The organism is Plantactinospora sp. CNZ320, from assembly GCF_002846275.1.
Genome location: NZ_PJMP01000001.1, coordinates 2,015,001 through 2,031,026 on the forward strand (window position 1 = coordinate 2,015,001; position 16,026 = coordinate 2,031,026).

Sequence of the window (16,026 nt, forward strand, 5' to 3'; positions counted from 1 at the left end):
CTGTCGGTCACGGTGCAGATTGTCCACCATGCCGGCCGTCGGCCCGTACCCGGTTTCCCGTCCGGCGGCAGCACCCCGGACGACGGTGGTGGGACGGGACGTCGTTGACGGGACAGTACGGCCAAAGGGACGCTAGCCCGGTCAGGGCGTGACAATCCTTCGGACCCGTGGAGGCGTACCCCCGTGACCGTGCCTAGTCAGACCCGCCAGCCGGCACCGAGCCCCGCCACCGGCGGCGGCCTGCTCCACCTGCGCCGGGCCGGAGTCAGCCTGCTGCTGGACGCCACCGATCCGGGAGTACCGGCGGTGCTGCACTGGGGCGCCGACCTGGGGGCGCTCACCGGGCCGGACCTCGACGGTCTCGGCGCCGCGCTGCGCCGGCCGTCCCGGCCGGGAACCCCTGATGGCCGGCCGGTGGGGATCCTGCCCGAGCACACCTACGCCTGGTTCGGGCCACCCGGGCTCTCCGGCCACCGCGCCGGCCGCGACTGGTCACCCCGGTTCCGCCGCACCGACCTGCGGGTGCGCGACGAGCCTGGCGGAACCGGCGCCGAACCGGCCGGGACGCCCGCGACGATCGTGGTGACCGCCACGGACGACGCCGCCCGGCTCGAGCTGGTCATCGAGATCGAACTGGATCCGGCCGGCCTGCTCCGGCTCCGCGCCGAGCTGACCAACCCGGCGGACGCCGACACCTACCAGCTGGACGGGCTGCTGCTCGGGCTGCCGGTGCCGCCGCACGCCGACGAACTGCTCGACCTGACCGGGCGATGGTGCCGGGAACGCAGCCCGCAGCGGAGCCCGTTCACCGTCGGCAGCCGGTCCCGGGAGAGCCGCCGGGGCAAGCCGGGACTGGACGCCTCGCTGCTGATGGTGGCCGGTACCGCCGGGTTCGGCTTCCGGACCGGCGAGGTCTGGGGGGTGCACCTCGGCTGGAGCGGTAACCACCGGCTGCACGCCGAACGGACCCCGGACGGCGAGGCGCTGCTCGCCGCCGGTGAGCTGCTGCTGCCCGGAGAGATCGCGCTGGCGCCGGGCGAGCGCTACCGGACGCCCTGGCTCTACGCGTCGTACGGGCGGGGGTTGGACGAGATGTCGGCCCGGTACCACGCGCACCTGCGCCGGTCGGGCCGGGCGGGGCGGCGACCCCGTCCGGTGGTGGTGAACACCTGGGAGGCGGTCTACTTCGACCACGACCTCGACCGGCTCACCGCGCTGGCCGACGCCGCCGCCGAGGTCGGGGCGGAGCGGTTCGTCCTGGACGACGGCTGGTTCCTGGGCCGGCGCGACGACCGGGCCGGGCTCGGCGACTGGTACGTCGACCCGTCCGTCTGGCCGGACGGGCTGCATCCGCTCGTCGCACACGTACGCGGGCTGGGGCTGGAGTTCGGGCTCTGGGTCGAGCCGGAGATGGTGAACCCCGACTCGGAACTGGCCCGGGCCCATCCGGAGTGGATCCTCGGTACCGGTGGACGGCTGCCCCGGCCGGCCCGCTGGCAGCAGGTGCTCGACCTGACCCACCCGGAGGCGTACGAGTACCTGCTCGGGCGGCTCGACGCGCTGGTCCGGGAGTACGACATCGACTACCTGAAGTGGGACCACAACCGGGACCTGCTCGACGCCGGTCACCAGCCGTCCGGGCGGCCCGGGGTGCACCGGCAGACCCTGGCGACCTACCGGCTCCTCGACACGCTGCGGGAACGGCATCCCCGGCTGGAGATCGAGTCGTGTTCCTCCGGCGGTGGCCGGGTCGACCTCGGGATCCTGGAACGGACCGACCGGATCTGGGGCAGCGACTGCATCGACGCCCTGGAGCGGCAGTCGATCCAGCGCTGGACCCAGCTCCTGCTGCCGCCGGAACTGATCGGCGCACACGTCGGCGCGGCCCGGTCGCACACCACGGGCCGTACCCACGATCTCGGCTTCCGGGCCGGTACCGCCCTCTTCGGCAGCTTCGGCATCGAGTGGGACCTGACCGCCGCCACCGCCGGGCAGCGCCGGGAACTGGCCTGGTGGGTGGCGCTCTACAAGCGGCACCGCGAGCTGCTGCACGGCGGGACGGTGGTCCGGGTGGACCATCCGGATCCGGCACTCTGGGTGCACGGGGTGGTGGCGCCGGACCGGTCCGAGGCGATCATGGCGATCGTCGCGGTGGCGACCGGGACGACCGCCAACCCGGGACCGGTCCGCCTGCCCGGCCTCGATCCGGACCGCCGCTACCTGGTCCGGGCGGTCGCGCCGGGCGACTCCGCCCGGCAGCTGCCGGCGCCGCCGGCCTGGACCACCGAGCGGGTACGACTCACCGGGCGCAGCCTCGGCAACGCCGGCCTACAGGCTCCGCCGCTGCACCCGGAGCAGCTCCTGCTGCTGCACCTGGACGGCCGGTGATCGCTGGCCCGCCCGGACCCGACCGACGGCCGCTGACCACTCGTCCAGCCGGACCGACGGATGACCGGTGACCGCTGGCCCGCCCCGATCCGGCAAAGGGGCGGCGCGGGCCGGTCAGCGGCTGGCCACCACCAGACCGGTCTGGTAGGCGACGATGACGAGCTGGGCGCGGTCCCGGGCGTGCAGCTTGCCGAGCAGCCGGCCGACGTGCGTCTTCACCGTGGCCGGGCTGAGCCGCAGGTGATCCGCGATCTCCGAGTTGGACAGACCGCGTCCGATCAGGGTCAGCACCTCCCGCTCCCGGTCGGTCACCCCGGTCAGCTTCCGGGCCACCGGGCGGTCCGGTTCGGGTAACCGGGCGAACTCGGCGATGAGTCGACGGGTCACAGTCGGGGCGAGCAGCCCCTCACCGGCGGCGACCACCCGGATCGCCGTCAACAGGTCCTCCGGCGGGGCGTCCTTGAGCAGGAAGCCACTCGCGCCGGCCCGGATCGCCGCGTAGACGTACTCGTCGAGGTCGAAGGTGGTGAGGATGAGCACCCGGACCTGACCGGCGGCGGGCGACGCGCCGATCCGCCGGGTCGCCTCGATGCCGTCCAGCTCCGGCATCCGGACGTCCATCAGCACCACGTCCGGGCGCTCCCGCTCGGCCAGCTCGACCGCTGCCGCGCCCGTGCCGGCCTCGCCGACCACGGTCAGCCCCGGCGTCGTCTCGAGCAGCACCCGGAAACTGCCCCGCAGCAGCGCCTGGTCGTCGGCGATCAAGACCCGGATCGGCGGGGCGGTCACCGGTCCCCTCCGGCCGGACCGGCCACCGGCCCCGCCTCGACCCTCGCCGACGGCGCGCCGCCGCGCACCGGGTCTGGCACCCAGGTCGCCTCGGGCAGCGGGATCAGGCGCCCGACCGGCGGGTACGGCAGTCTGGCCGCGACCCGGAAACCGCCGTCGGCGGTCGGCCCGGACTCGAAGGTACCCACGTAGAGGTTGACCCGCTCGCGCATGCCGATCAGGCCCTGCCCCTTCGGATCGGCCGCCCGGACGGGTCGACCGGGCCCGTTGGTCACCTCGACCCGCAGCTCGGCATCGGCGGCGGTCACCTCGACCCGGCACCGCACCGGGCCGGCGTGCTTGACCACGTTGGTGAGTGCCTCCTGGACGATCCGGTACGCCGAGCGGCCGATGTCCTCCGGCGGCTCCATCCCGGCGGGCAGCTCAAGCACCAGCTCCGCGGTGATCCCGGCCGCCGTCGCCCGGTCCAGCAGGCCCGGCAGGTCGGCCAGGCCCGGCGCGGGCGCGAACTCGACAGGGGTACCCGGTGCGCCGCTGCGCAGCACGCCGAGGGTACGGCGCAGCTCCGCCAGCGCGCTGCGGCTGGTCGCCTCGATGTCCCGCAGCGCGTCCCGGACCTCCTGCGGCCGGGACTCCGCCACGTGGTTGGCGATCGCCGCCTTCACCGTGATCACGCTCATGCTGTGCGCCACGATGTCGTGCAGTTCCCGGCTGATCCGCAGCCGCTCGTCGACAGTCGCCTGCCGGGCCAGCTCCGCCGCCGACCGGGAGGCGTAGGCGCGCCGCTCGCGTACCGCCCGGCCGAGGATCCAGGTGGCGGTCACGAGCAGCATCAGGAAGCCGAGCCCGGCGATCAGCTCGTCCCAGTCCGAGGCCTTCGGGAACACCGCGACCACGACACCGGCCAGCACCAGCAGCAGGGCCGGTACCGAGCGGCGCAGCTCGGTGACGAGCGCCACCTGGTAGAGCGCGAAGGAGACCGCGAGGAAGACCGAGATCGAGGCGTACACCGGCACCACCTCGACGAGTACCGAGCTGCACGCGCTGACCGTCACCACCGCCAGCACCGGTACGGGCCAGCGCCGGCGTACCGCGATCGGCGCCGTGATGACGACCATGAAGAGCAGGGAGAGCCAGACCGGTTCCCGGACCAGCGGATCGGGATATCCGGTCGCCGCGGGCGGGTCGGCGGCGGCGTACCCGCAGACCACCGCCAGGCCGAGCGCCGCCAGCACGTCCAGGGCGATCAGGTCGACCATGCGCAGCCGGCGGGTCAGCAGCGGACGCGGGTGGACGACGCTCATCCGTCGACCGTAGCGGGCCGCCCGCCCGGTCGCGTCCACCCTGGGCGGGTCATCCCCGGGTCTGACCCGGCGAGGGTCGAGCCGCCGGGGTAGCCCGCTGGGCCGGGCCGGAACTGACGGCTCCGCTCCGATGTGCCGAGGGCCGCCGATGCCCGATCTTCGACGGCATGACACGACGAGCGGAAACAACCGACCTGACCGCTGCCGTGCGGCTGCGGGAGGTCGTCCGGGCGTACGGCACCGGGGCCGGGCGGGTGGCCGCGCTGGACGGGGTGACCGTCCACTTCGACCGGGGCACCTTCACCGCCGTGATGGGGCCGTCCGGCTCCGGCAAGTCGACCCTGCTGCACTGCGCCGCCGGGCTCGACAGGCCGACCAGCGGCACCGTCACCATCGACGGCACCGACCTCGGCACCCTCGGCGAGACCGCGCTGACCCTGCTGCGCCGGGACCGGGTCGGGTTCGTCTTCCAGTCGTACAACCTGGTGCCGGCGCTGACCGCGGCGCAGAACGTGGCGCTGCCGCTGCGGCTGGCCGGCAGGCGGTCCGATCCGGCCGAGCTGGACGCGACGCTGGCCGAGGTCGGGCTGACCGGGCGGGGCCGGCACCGCCCCGACGAACTCTCCGGCGGCGAGCAGCAGCGGGTGGCGATCGCCCGCGCCCTGATCAGCCGGCCGGCGGTGCTCTTCGCCGACGAGCCGACCGGCGCGCTGGACACCCGGACCTCCCGGGACATCCTGCGGCTGCTGCGCGGCCTGGTCGACCAGCATCGGCAGACGGTGGTGATGGTGACGCACGACCCGGTGGCCGCCGCCTACGCCGACCGGGTCGTGCTGCTCGCCGACGGCCGGGTGGTGGACGAACTCGGCGGCGACCTGGCGGCGGAGACCATCGCGGCCCGGATGACCAGGCTGGAGCCGGCATGCTGAGCCTCGCCACGCTGCGCGCCCGGTGGACCGGGCTGCTCGGTCCGTTCGTCGCGCTCTGCCTCGGCGTGGCGCTGATGTCGATGACCGCGCTGATCCTGGTCTCCGCGCAACCCCGGGTGCCGGACCGGTACGCCGGGGCGGCGGTGCTGGTCGCCGGACCCACCGTGCAGGGGATCCCGGGTACCTTCCACGAGCGCCGCCCGTGGTCGCCGGAGCGGACCGCCGAGCTGACCGGGCGGCTCGCCGCGATCGGCGGGGTCACCGCGGCGGTACCCGACCGGTCGTTCTACGCCCAGGCGGTGCTCGACGGCCGACCGGTCGGCGAACCCCCGCTCGGTGCCCCGCAGGGGCACGGCTGGTCGAGCGCGGCGCTCGCGCCGTACCGGCTGGTGGCGGGAAGCGCACCGGCCCGGCCGGACGAGGTGGTGCTGGACAGCGCCCTCGGGCTCGACCCGGGTGATCGGGTCACCCTGTTGACCGCGACCGGGCCGGCCGGGTACACGGTGGTCGGCACCGTGGACGGGCCCGGCTTCTACCTCGCCGATCCGGTCGCCGCGCCACTGGCCCGGGGCGTCCGGCTGATCGGTCTGGTGCTCTCCGGCGACGCCGACCCGGCGGCTGTCCGCGCGGCGGCCGAGGCCGTCGTCGGCCGGGACGGCACGGTGCTGACCGGCGCCGACCGGGCGCAGGTCGAGCCGCCCCGGGACACCCGCACCCGCTGGATCGGCATGCAGGTGCTGACCGCGATGACGGCGCTCGCCGGATTCGTCTCGATCTTCGTCGTCGCCTCCACCTTCGCGTTCGGGGTCGCCCAACGGCGCCGCGAGTTCGGGCTGCTGCGTACCGTCGGCGCCACCCCGGGACAGTTGCGCCGGCTGATGTACGCCGAGGCGCTGGCCGTGGGTGCCGTCGCGGCGGCCGTGGGGGCGCTGCTCGGGGTCGCCTGTGCGCCCGCCTTCGGTGCCCTGCTGATCGACGCCGGTTTCCAGCCGGTCGGGTTCCGGGTACGGATCGGGCCCTGGCCACCGGCCGCCGCCTATCTGGTGGGGCTGGTCGTCGCCCTGCTCGGGGTCTGGTCGGCGTCCCGCCGGGCCGGTCGGGTACGTCCACTGGAGGCGCTACGGGAGGCGGTGGTGGACCGGCGTCCGATGTCCCGCTCCCGGTGGATCGGCGGGATCCTCGTCACCGCCCTCGGGCTGCTGTTGACGGTACTGCTGGCCGGGGCGGGGCCGGACGAGATCGTCAACTACGCGCTGTACGCGTCGATCGCGCTGACCGGTGGGCTGACCCTGCTCGCCCCGGTGCTGGTGCCGCCGCTGACGTACGCGCTCACCTGGCCGTTGGAGCGGCTGCGGGGTGCGACCGGGATGCTGGTGCGACGCAACGCGCTGACGGCGGTGCGGCGTACTGCGTCGACGTCGGCACCGATGCTGCTCACGGTCGGGTTCGCGGTGCTGATCGCCGGTTCGGTGGCGACGTCGACCGGCGCGTACGCCAGCGAGGACGCCGCGACCATCCGGGCCGGTTCGGTGCTCGTCCCGGCCGGTACGCCCGGACTGTCGGACGCGGCGGTCGCCACGGTCACCGGCACCGCGCTGCTGCCCAGCACCGTGTACGCCGACCCGCCCGGTGGTGCGCCGACCGCTGCCGGTGAGCCGGTCGCCGTCGCCGGGGTGGAGCCGGTCGGGTTCGCCCGGGTGAACGGGCGACTGCGGGTGGTCGCCGGGGACTTCGCCGGCCTCCGGGGACCGGGGACCGCGGTCGTCACCGCCGGGCTCGCCGAGCGGCTGGGCTGGTCGGCGGGGGACACCCCGACGCTCGGCTATCCGGACGGCACCCGCGGGCCGGTCCGGGTGGTGGCGGTGGTAGCCGACGGCTCCATCCCGGCGCAGTTGCTGCTGCCCCGGGAGGTGGTGCGGGCACACGATCCGTCGGCGCTCACCGAGGCGGTATTCAGTTCGGCGACCGCCGGGCAGGACGACGGCGGTGCCGACCGGGGCGTACTCGGGGCCCGGCTGGTCGGTGTCGCGGAGTACGCGGCGGAGCGGGACGCGGCCGAGGACCGGCTGGTCTGGCTGGCCACGCTGATCCTGATCGGGGTCTCCGCCGGCTACACCGCGATCGCACTGGCCAACACGCTGCTGATGGCGACCGTGCACCGGGCCAGGGAGCTGCTGTTGCTGCTCCGGGCCGGTGCCACCGTCCGGCAGGTGCTCGGCGCGGTGGCCGCCGAGTCGGGGTTGGTGCTGGCGATCGGTACCGTGCTCGGCCTGCTGGTGCCGGCGGTCGCGCTGCTGGCGATCCGCTCGGCCCTGAGCGAGCTGCTCGGGGTACCGGTCGAGCTGGTGGTGCCCGGTCGGACGATCGGGCTGGTGGTTGCCGGATGCGTGGTGCTGGCCCTGGCCGCCAGCGTGCTGCCGGCCCGGCTGATCCTGCGGGCCGGTCCGGCCGGCGCCGGGTCACGGGTGGAGTAACCCCGGGAGCGGTCGGAGGACCCGTGGCGGTGCCAATCGGTGCCGCCACGGGGTTGACTAGCCGGCCGACCGGGTCAACAATCCCTATGGGTTAGATGGGGATTGGGCGCAGCGCCGCGTCGGTACAAGGTGCCTCGACCACCTTCCGGGAAGGAACGCCCGTGCGAAAACTTCTGCTCCTCGCCCTGGTGGGGCTCGGTGCGCAGCTCGTCGACGGCAGCCTCGGCATGGCGTACGGCGTGACCTCGACCACCCTGCTGCTGGCGATCGGCACCAACCCGGCTGCCGCGTCCGCCACCGTGCACCTGGCCGAGATCGGCACCACCCTCGCCTCCGGCGCCGCGCACTGGCGGTTCGGCAATGTCGACTGGAAGGTGGTCGCCAAGATCGGCATACCGGGGGCGGTCGGCGCCTTCGCCGGTGCCACCTTCCTGTCAAGCCTCTCCACCGAGGTCGCCGCGCCGGTCATGGCACTGCTGCTGCTCACCCTCGGGATCTACATCCTGGTCCGGTTCACCGCGGCGGGGATCCCCCGGGACCGCCTGGGCCAGCCGCTGCGCAAGCGGTTCCTGGCCCCGCTCGGCCTGGTCGCCGGCTTCGTCGACTCGACAGGTGGCGGTGGCTGGGGGCCGGTCGGCACCCCGGCGATCCTGGCCAGCGGCCGGATGGCGCCCCGCAAGGTGATCGGCTCGATCGACACCAGCGAGTTCCTGGTCGCGGTGGCCGCGAGCCTCGGCTTCCTGGTCGGGCTCGGCAGCGAGAACGTCAACTTCACCTGGGTCCTCGCGCTGCTGCTCGGCGGTGTGATCGCCGCACCGATCGCCGCCTGGCTGGTCCGGCACATCCCGCCCCGGATCCTCGGCTCGGCGGTCGGTGGCGTGATCATCGTGACGAATGTCCGGACCCTGCTGCGCAGCGACTGGATCGACGCGCCGGACGGGGTGCGCTACAGCGTCTACGCGGTGATCTACCTGGTCTGGGCGCTCGCGCTGGCGTACTCGATCCGGCAGTACCGGGCACACCGGGACGAGGAGAGCGTCGAGGCGGTCGAGACCGTCGCGCCGGCCGCCGAGGCCGAGCCCAGCGAGAAGAGTTCCACGCCCACCCCGGCCTGAGTCGAGGGCGCGTCAGACGTACCCGGCGGCCGTGACCTTCCTGGTCACGGCCGCCGTCGTTCGGTTGCTGCCCGGACGGGCTACTGCACCGCCAGGATGTCCACGACGAACCGGAGCGGGCCGGCCGGCTGGCCTTCGGTCGGGTTGTCGCCGTAGGCGAGGTCGGCCGGGATGTCGAGCTGCACCCGGCTGCCCGCCTTGACCCCGACCAGGCCCTGGTCCCAGCCGGGGAGGACGGCGCCGACACCGATCGGGGTCGGGTACGGCTGGCCCCGGTTCCAGGAGGCGTCGAACTCCTGTCCGGTCTCGTAGTAGACACCGACGTAGTTGACCGTGATCGTCTGACCGGCCCGTACCGCCGGGCCGGTGCCCTCGATCAGCGGAGTCACCGTGAGCTTGGTCAACTCGCCGCTGCCGGCCTCGACGGTGGGCCGCTGCGCCAGCCGGGGATCAAGGTCGGCCGGCGGCCGGGACGGCGCCCCCGGGCTCTCCGGCGCGCCGGTCGGCTCCGGCTGGGCGGTCGACTGCGGCGGGGCGGTCGGGGCCGGCGGAGTTGTCGCACTCGCCACCGGCGCGGCCGACGAACTGGGCGCGTCCTCCATCACCTGCGGCAGCACGACGACGGCGGCGACACCCAGCCCGGCCAGGAGGATTCCGACGGTCCCACCGGCCACCCGCTGCACACGGGCCCGGTTCGCGGCGAGCTGGGCCGCAGCCGCCTCCGCGGCGGCCCGGCGCTCCTGCTTGGTCGGACGCCGCTGGCTCGTCGGCCCCGGCTGCTCGGGGGTCTGGACCGGATCGCTCATCTGATCTTGCACTCCTCGGGGGGAAATGGAGTAGGGCGGGACGCCGTCGGCCCGTCGAACGGCTCCGCACACCGTACCCGCGTCGATGCTGCCGACGTCGGCTCGGTCCGGCGGGACCTGCCCGTGGTCGGTGGAGGTTGCCGACCCGGCGCGTCAGATGTCCGCTCTGTCCGTTCTATCGCCGCCCGCCGGTGCGCTGGTACCGGATGCCAGCGCCCGTACCAGGCGCAGGGTCTCGGCGACCCCGCCGGTGACGTCCGGGATCGGGTAGTGCACCGCCCGGACGGTACGGCCGGCGTCGACGACCAGGGTCAGCCGCTTCAGGCGTACGGTGCCGCCGGCCCGGAAGGTCGGCAGCCGCAGCGCGCTGGCGAGTTCGAGTTCGGCATCGGAGAGGAGCGGAAACTGGATCCGCTCGGCGGCGGCGAAGGCGGCCTGCTCGGCGGGGCGCTGGGTGCTCACCCCGCGCACCGCCGCCCCGAGCCGGGCGAACTCGTCCAGCCGGTCCCGGTAGGTGCAGGATTCGAGGGTGCAGCCCGACGCGCCGGGTATCTCGGCGCCGCCCGGCATCCCGGTGCCGGGATAGCAGTACAGCACCGTGAACGGGGTCGCGGCCACCGGGTCGAAACCGGTCAGGTCCGGGATCCGGGTACCGACGAGGGCGGCGATCCGCCTCGCCTCCGCGGTGTCGGTACCGGTGGTGGTGGCGGTCGTCCCGCCGTCGCCGAGCAGCCACCGGTCGCCCCAGTCCTGTAGGGCGACCAGGATCGGCAGCGCGCCCCTCCCCCGGTCGGTCAGCCGGTACTCGTACCGGGGCGGCCGGTCGGAGTACGGGTGCCGCTGGAGCACCCCGTCCTCGACCAGCCGGTGCAACCGCTCGGTGAGCACCTTCCGGGAGACACCGAGGCCGGAGCGCAGCTCCTCGAACCGGTGCCGCCCCCGGGCCACGTCGCGCAGCAGCAGCAGGCTCCACCAGTCCCCGATCACCTCGCTGGCGTGCGCGATCGCGCAATCCGGATCACCACCGCCCGTCCTGCGTCCCATGCCGGCAACCCTATAGTCAGTTCCCAAAAGAGACTCACCTGTTCTACGCTGTCTCCGCGAACGGTTGGAGGCAGCGATGCGTGACGTACCCCGGGTCGTCTGGACCCTCGCCGCCGGCCGGTTCGTCAACGCCGCCGGCTCGTTCGTCGCCTTCTTCCTCTTCCTCTACCTCACCGGCCCACGCGGACTGCCGGTCGGGCAGGCCGGGCTGATCAGTGGGGCGCTCGGCGCGGGGATGCTGCTCGGCAACTTCACCGGCGGCTGGTTCGGTGACCGGTTCGGGCACCGGCGGGCACTGCTGGCCGCGTCGGCGGTCGCCGGGCTGGGTACCCTGGCGATCCCCTGGCTGCCGACAGCGGCCCTCGGCCTGGTCACCCCGCTGGTCGGGTACGCCGGTGCCGCCTCGGGAGTCGCCCAGGGTGCGCTTGTCGCCCTCGCCGTACCGGCCGGGGAGCGGCGGCGGGCGGTGGCGATCACCCGCGCCGCCTTCAACGCCGGGTGCGTGATCGGGCCGCCACTCGGTGCGCTGCTCACGACGTACAGCTTCAGTTGGCTCTTCGTGCTCGACGGCGTCTGCACCCTGTTGGTCCGGGCGGCGACCGCGCGGCTGCTGCCGGCGGACCCGCCGCGCCCCGACCACCGGCACGACCGGCCACCGGCGCTGTGGCGGGCGGTCCGCGCCGATCGTGGCCTGCTGATCCTGCTGCCGGCCGTCGTGGTGGTGGACGTGGTCTACCGGCAGCTCTACTCGACGTTTCCGCTCTGGCTGCGGGACCAGGGCCGGCCCGTCGGCCTCTACGCCGCCCTGATCGCGCTCGGCTCGGCGATGATCCTCTGCCTGGAGATCCCGGTGACGATGGTGCTGCGCCGGCGCCCGGCACTGGTGCTGATCGGCGCCGGCTACTGCCTGGTCGGGCTCGGCTTCGGCCTCTTCACCCTGGGCACCGCCGTCTGGCTGCTGGTGGCCGCGACGGTGGTGCTGACCTGCGGGGAGATCCTCTACAAGACGACGGCCACCGCGCACGTGCTCGACGCCGCCCCGCCCGGCCTGGTCGGGCGGTACCAGGGTCTCTACATGGGGGCCGCGACCAGCGGCACCATCCTGGCCCCGCCGGTCGGCGCCCTGGTCTACAGCACCGCACCCGGGCTGCTCTGGCCACTGTGCGCGGTCGCGGCGGTCACCGCCGGCCTGGTCGCCTGGGGCACGGGCCGGCGCCGGAACATCCGCCCCACCCGGACCACCCTGACCGCCCGGACCACCCTGACCGCCCTGACCGCCCGGATCGGAGGACAGCGGACGCCAGCGGAGCGCAAGCACTTGGTCGACTGACCGGACTACCCCATCCGTGGGGAGTTTCCCGCACCCCGCCGACGGGGCACGTGCCGCCGATAGCTGCTGACGGTGGCGTCGTCGGTGATCCAGAAGCGCCACGGGACGTCATGTGCCGCCGCTACCCCGACCCGTGGGCCGGCAGAGATGGCCGACCTCGGGACCGGGCGGGTCGGCGGCGTCAGCAGGAGCGGACCGTTGCCATCGATCATGGACGTGCCGTTGGCGGTCGCGGTGATCCCGAGCGCGACCACCAGCCGAGCCGGCCCGCGCGCGAGGTCACGATCGGGCACCTCCCCCCTGCGCTTCCGGGCGATGTCCAGACCGTCAATGACCTCGCCGGCGCGCAGCAACACGGCCGCCGCCTCCCCCTCGGCACCGCAGACCACGTTCAGGCACCAGTGAACGCCGAAGACGAAATATGTGTAGGCGTGACCGGCAGGCCCGAACATGACCCTGGTACGAGGAGTCGGGCCCCGATGCGCGTGCGACGCCGGGTCCTCCCCCGTGCCCGCGTACGCCTCGGCCTCGGTCAGCCTGACGCGGACACCACCGGCGGTGATCTCCCAACCGAGAAGCGTCTGCGCGGTCTCGGGCACCTGAGCAGCAGGTGCGTGCAGCCACGAGTAGTCCACCGGTCCAGCAAACGCCGACACCCGGTGATCGGCAAATCAACAGCGGTGACGCCGCCGGACGTACCAGACGTAGATTCCCCGGCCGCATGCAACCGATGATTCATGATGCTCAATTGCTCACTCGTTCGGGATCTCGACGCACCGCCTTGCAGGTTGCGACAGGCGACGTAAAGGTAACTTTCAGTCGCCGAATTGGAGGACCCATCATGTATGTCACCGCGGCAGGGTTGGCCGGGATGGCGTTGGGTTTCATCGCCGGCCTGTGTACCTACCGAACATCCCGCCGCTGGTGTGCGGAGTGTGGTGGTGGCCTGAGCTGCCCGGCCTGTGCCAACGTCGGCGTACGCCGCAACACCCCGGCCCGGCGGTTCCGATGAGCGCCGTCCCGTCCGCCGCGCCGAACGTACCTCCCGGCACCGTGCTCGACCTGGCCAAGGAGGACTGGCGGTACGGCGGCCACCGGCTCCGGCTCATGGTCGAGTTCGTCCGGCTCGACCTGTCGACGTACTACGACAACCAGTGGGTCTGGATCAGCGGCCAGCGGCTGGCCAACGACGGTACCCCGCTCGGTCACCTGGACGCCCTGGTCAGGGTCGCCGCGCTGCCCTGCCCGGAGAACGGCCACCACCGCTCGGTTCACCCCGACGGCGCCCCCGACCGCGGTACCGCCGCCCGAAACGGCTCGACCGGCCGGGACGGCTCGACCGGCCGGGACGGCTCGACCGGCCGGGACGGCTCGACCGGCCGGACCGTGCCCCGGCAACGGAGCAAACCGGAACGCGCCCGGCGGTCCAACCCGCCGGAAGCCGGTTGATCCGGCCGACCGGCTCGGTCGATCCGGCTCAACTCTCGGCGGCCAGCACGACCGCGTCGTGGTGTGCCAGGACGCCCCGGGCGGCGGCGAGCGCCGTCTCGGCCTCCGGCGTCGTCGCACCGGCCAGCTCGACCAGGGTACGAAGGTGCTGGTCGACCGCGTCGGCGAGTCGGCGCCACCGGACCGGCCGCCCGGTGACGGGATCCAGCACCGAACCCGAGTCGCGGCAACGCAACGTCTCGACGAGGGCGGCGTCCAGCTCGCGTAGCGCCCGGTCGAGAGTGTCGGTGGCACCCTCCGGTGCGGTGTACCGGGATGCCTGGTCGAGGACCATCCGGAGCACCGTCTCCAGGTCGTCGGCGTGCCCCGACACCCAGCGCCGGACCCGGTGGATCCGGCCCAGCTCGGGCCAGCGCTTCCGGGCGGCCTGTCGACTGCTGCCGGTCACCTCGCCCAGGTCGGCGAGGCTGGCACCGAGCCAGACCGCGTCCGAGGCGTCCTCGGCGGCACAGCCGGCGGCCACCTCGGCGAGCAGCACCTGCGCGGCCTGACCGGCCCCGACCCGCCGCAGGTACGCCGCGCGACGGATCCGCTCGTCGTCGACGTCGCCGGGCTTCGGCCCGGGCTCCGGGGCGGCGAACGACGGATGGTCGGCCAGCAGCCCGGTGAGCCGCCGGCTGAACTCCTCGACGAGACCGGCGAACCTGTCGTACTCCTCCTCGGAGAGCTTGTCGAACCACCCGTCCGGCCGGCGTACCCGCGACATCACACCACTCCTCGCTGACAACCTCAGGTTTACAGCGAGAACGGTAGCACTGTAAACCTGAGGTTCACAACGAGCCGGCATCGGCAGCCGGGGAGAACGCGACGCCTCGGTCAGCCAGCCGGGACGACCTGTTCCGTCGCCCACTGCCGCCAGCCGTCGAGCTGGTCGGAGGCGGCGGCGAGCTGGTCGGAGACCGGTCCGGGCCCGGTCGAGCCGGGCGTGGTCCGGGCGGCCAGCGCGGACCGGACCGAGAGCACGTCCCGGACCCCGGGGTCGAGATGCTCGCTGACCAGCCCCAGATCCTCGTCGGAGACCTCGTCCAGCTCGCAGTCCCGGGCCACGCAGAGCGCCACCAGCCGGCCGGTCACCTCGTGCGCCTCCCGGAACGGCACCCCCTTGCGGACCAGCCAGTCGGCGACCTCGGTGGCCAGCGAGAAGCCGACCGGGGCGGCGGCGGCGAGCCGGTCCACCCGGACGGTCATCGTGGAGACCATCCCGGCCAGCGCCGGCAGCACCAGGTCGAGGGTGTCGATCGCGTCGAACGCCGGTTCCTTGTCCTCCTGCATGTCCCGGTCGTACGCCATCGGCAGCCCCTTGAGCATGGTCAGTACGGCGACCAGCCCGCCGATAAGCCGACCGGACTTGCCCCGGGCCAGCTCGGCGACGTCGGCGTTCTTCTTCTGCGGCATGATCGACGAACCGGTGGCGAAGGAGTCGTCCAGCTCCACCCAGCCGAACTCCTGCGAGGTCCACATCACCACCTCCTCGCCGAGCCGGGACAGGTGCACCCCGAGCAGCGCGGTGACGAAGAGGAACTCGGCCACGAAGTCCCGGTCGGCGACCGCGTCCATCGAGTTGGCGAACGAGGTCCGGAAACCCAGCTCCTTGGAGACCGCCACCGGGTCAAGCGGCAGCCCGGAGCCGGCCAGCGCCCCCGCGCCGAGCGGACTCACCGCCGCCCGGTGGTCCCAGTCGCGCAGCCGGTCCAGGTCCCGCAGCAGCGGCTGGACGTGCGCCAGCAGCCAGTGGCCGAAGGTGACCGGCTGGGCGTGCTGCACGTGGGTCATCCCCGGCGCCGGGGTCTCCAGGTTGCGGGCCGCCTGCTCGACCAGCGCGTCGGCCAGCCCGACGATCCGGGCGGCCAGCCCACGGGCGTGGTCGCGCAGATAGAGCCGCAGGTCGGTGGCGACCTGGTCGTTGCGGGACCGGCCGGCCCGCAGCTTGCCGCCGAGCGTGCCGAGACGCTCCAGCAGGCCACGTTCGAGCGCGGTGTGCACGTCCTCGTCCTCGACGGTGGGCCGGAAGGTGCCGGTGCGCACCGCCGCCTCCAGGTCGTCCAGCGCGGCCAGCATCCGGCCCAACTCGTCCGGGTCGAGCAGGCCGGCCGCGGCCAGCACCCGGGCGTGTGCCCGGGAGCCGGCCAGGTCGTACGGGGCGAGCCGCCAGTCGAACTGGACGCTGACCGAGAGCCGGGCCAACGCCTCGGCCGGGCCACCGGCGAACCGGCCACCCCACAGGCTCGTACGGTTGGTTCCGGCGCTGTTCTCAGTCAGGCTCTTGTCGTCCACGCCGACCATCATTGCTGAGCTTGCCTTTCGCTCGCGACTGCGGGGCTCACTCGCTTCGCTCGCT

The 16,026-nt window shown here is 73.7% G+C and carries 14 protein-coding genes (1 of these 14 cut by a window edge); 6 read left to right on the forward strand and 8 right to left on the reverse strand.

What is annotated here, in order from left to right:
• On the reverse strand, positions 1–11 hold the beginning of the coding sequence (gene tyrS / locus CLT71_RS08645; protein WP_101366648.1) for a tyrosine--tRNA ligase. 1,291 nt of this gene lie to the left of the window's left edge; 11 of the gene's 1,302 nt are visible here — the first part of the coding sequence; its start codon is at positions 9–11; its stop codon lies off the left edge, out of view.
• 172 nt (positions 12–183) lie between these two features.
• Here tyrS and CLT71_RS08650 point away from each other — a divergent pair, with 172 nt between their 5' ends.
• On the forward strand, positions 184–2,388 hold the full coding sequence (locus tag CLT71_RS08650) for an alpha-galactosidase (RefSeq protein WP_486483150.1): 2,205 nt from the start codon (positions 184–186) through the stop codon (positions 2,386–2,388).
• A gap of 114 nt (positions 2,389–2,502) precedes the next feature.
• Here CLT71_RS08650 and CLT71_RS08655 read toward each other — a convergent pair whose 3' ends face one another.
• Together CLT71_RS08655 and CLT71_RS08660 are read right to left on the reverse strand one after the other, a co-directional pair.
• Positions 2,503–3,177, reverse strand: a complete 675-nt coding sequence (locus tag CLT71_RS08655) for a response regulator transcription factor (RefSeq protein ID WP_101366649.1) — start codon at positions 3,175–3,177, stop codon at positions 2,503–2,505.
• Complete coding sequence (locus CLT71_RS08660; RefSeq protein ID WP_199187557.1) at positions 3,174–4,481, reverse strand: sensor histidine kinase; 1,308 nt, start codon at positions 4,479–4,481, stop codon at positions 3,174–3,176. The genes CLT71_RS08655 and CLT71_RS08660 overlap by 4 nt, the downstream gene beginning before the upstream one ends.
• A gap of 167 nt (positions 4,482–4,648) precedes the next feature.
• On the opposite strand from CLT71_RS08660, the gene CLT71_RS08665 reads away from it, so the two are divergent.
• The 3 genes from CLT71_RS08665 (at position 4,649) to CLT71_RS08675 (ending at position 8,999) form a co-directional block, all read left to right on the forward strand.
• Positions 4,649–5,410 carry an ABC transporter ATP-binding protein gene (locus tag CLT71_RS08665; protein ID WP_101366650.1) on the forward strand — a complete coding sequence of 254 codons (762 nt, stop codon included), beginning with the start codon at positions 4,649–4,651 and terminating at the stop codon, positions 5,408–5,410.
• A complete protein-coding gene (locus CLT71_RS08670) occupies positions 5,404–7,884 on the forward strand; it encodes an FtsX-like permease family protein (protein WP_101366651.1) in 2,481 nt (826 codons plus the stop codon). The genes CLT71_RS08665 and CLT71_RS08670 overlap by 7 nt, the downstream gene beginning before the upstream one ends.
• 161 nt (positions 7,885–8,045) lie before the next feature.
• Positions 8,046–8,999, forward strand: coding sequence for a sulfite exporter TauE/SafE family protein (locus CLT71_RS08675; protein ID WP_101366652.1), 954 nt, complete (start codon positions 8,046–8,048; stop codon positions 8,997–8,999).
• Positions 9,000–9,079: 80 nt separating this feature from the next.
• Here CLT71_RS08675 and CLT71_RS08680 read toward each other — a convergent pair whose 3' ends face one another.
• Positions 9,080–9,805, reverse strand: a complete 726-nt coding sequence (locus tag CLT71_RS08680) for an FKBP-type peptidyl-prolyl cis-trans isomerase (RefSeq protein WP_101366653.1) — start codon at positions 9,803–9,805, stop codon at positions 9,080–9,082.
• Positions 9,806–9,958: 153 nt separating this feature from the next.
• A complete protein-coding gene (locus CLT71_RS08685) occupies positions 9,959–10,849 on the reverse strand; it encodes a winged helix-turn-helix transcriptional regulator (protein WP_101366654.1) in 891 nt (296 codons plus the stop codon).
• Between the two features lie 76 nt (positions 10,850–10,925).
• Here CLT71_RS08685 and CLT71_RS08690 point away from each other — a divergent pair, with 76 nt between their 5' ends.
• Entirely contained in the window at positions 10,926–12,179 is a 1,254-nt protein-coding gene (locus CLT71_RS08690) for an MFS transporter (protein WP_101366655.1), read from the forward strand.
• 5 nt (positions 12,180–12,184) lie between these two features.
• On the opposite strand, the gene CLT71_RS08695 is transcribed toward CLT71_RS08690, so the two are convergent.
• Positions 12,185–12,814, reverse strand: coding sequence for a DNA-3-methyladenine glycosylase (locus CLT71_RS08695; RefSeq protein WP_101366656.1), 630 nt, complete (start codon positions 12,812–12,814; stop codon positions 12,185–12,187).
• A gap of 373 nt (positions 12,815–13,187) precedes the next feature.
• On the opposite strand from CLT71_RS08695, the gene CLT71_RS08700 reads away from it, so the two are divergent.
• Positions 13,188–13,628, forward strand: a complete 441-nt coding sequence (locus CLT71_RS08700; RefSeq protein WP_101366657.1) for a hypothetical protein — start codon at positions 13,188–13,190, stop codon at positions 13,626–13,628.
• Between the two features lie 28 nt (positions 13,629–13,656).
• On the opposite strand, the gene CLT71_RS08705 is transcribed toward CLT71_RS08700, so the two are convergent.
• Together CLT71_RS08705 and argH are read right to left on the reverse strand one after the other, a co-directional pair.
• Positions 13,657–14,394 (reverse strand): hypothetical protein, encoded by a 738-nt coding sequence (locus CLT71_RS08705; protein ID WP_101366658.1) that lies wholly within the window; start codon positions 14,392–14,394, stop codon positions 13,657–13,659.
• Positions 14,395–14,504: 110 nt separating this feature from the next.
• On the reverse strand, positions 14,505–15,971 hold the full coding sequence (argH, locus tag CLT71_RS08710) for an argininosuccinate lyase (RefSeq protein WP_101371268.1): 1,467 nt from the start codon (positions 15,969–15,971) through the stop codon (positions 14,505–14,507).
• Positions 15,972–16,026: the final 55 nt, after the last annotated feature.

Excerpts from the sequence above, each read along its gene's own strand:
- CLT71_RS08690 (WP_101366655.1), top strand. The coding sequence starts at position 10,926 with ATGCGTGACGTACCCCGGGTCGTCTGGACCCTCGCCGCCGGCCGGTTC.
- CLT71_RS08670 (WP_101366651.1), top strand. The coding sequence starts at position 5,404 with ATGCTGAGCCTCGCCACGCTGCGCGCCCGGTGGACCGGGCTGCTCGGT.
- CLT71_RS08680 (WP_101366653.1), bottom strand. The coding sequence starts at position 9,805 with ATGAGCGATCCGGTCCAGACCCCCGAGCAGCCGGGGCCGACGAGCCAG.
- argH (WP_101371268.1), bottom strand. The coding sequence starts at position 15,971 with ATGGTCGGCGTGGACGACAAGAGCCTGACTGAGAACAGCGCCGGAACC.
- CLT71_RS08660 (WP_199187557.1), bottom strand. The coding sequence starts at position 4,481 with ATGAGCGTCGTCCACCCGCGTCCGCTGCTGACCCGCCGGCTGCGCATG.
- CLT71_RS08705 (WP_101366658.1), bottom strand. The coding sequence starts at position 14,394 with ATGTCGCGGGTACGCCGGCCGGACGGGTGGTTCGACAAGCTCTCCGAG.
- CLT71_RS08665 (WP_101366650.1), top strand. The coding sequence starts at position 4,649 with ATGACACGACGAGCGGAAACAACCGACCTGACCGCTGCCGTGCGGCTG.
- CLT71_RS08700 (WP_101366657.1), top strand. The coding sequence starts at position 13,188 with ATGAGCGCCGTCCCGTCCGCCGCGCCGAACGTACCTCCCGGCACCGTG.
- CLT71_RS08685 (WP_101366654.1), bottom strand. The coding sequence starts at position 10,849 with ATGGGACGCAGGACGGGCGGTGGTGATCCGGATTGCGCGATCGCGCAC.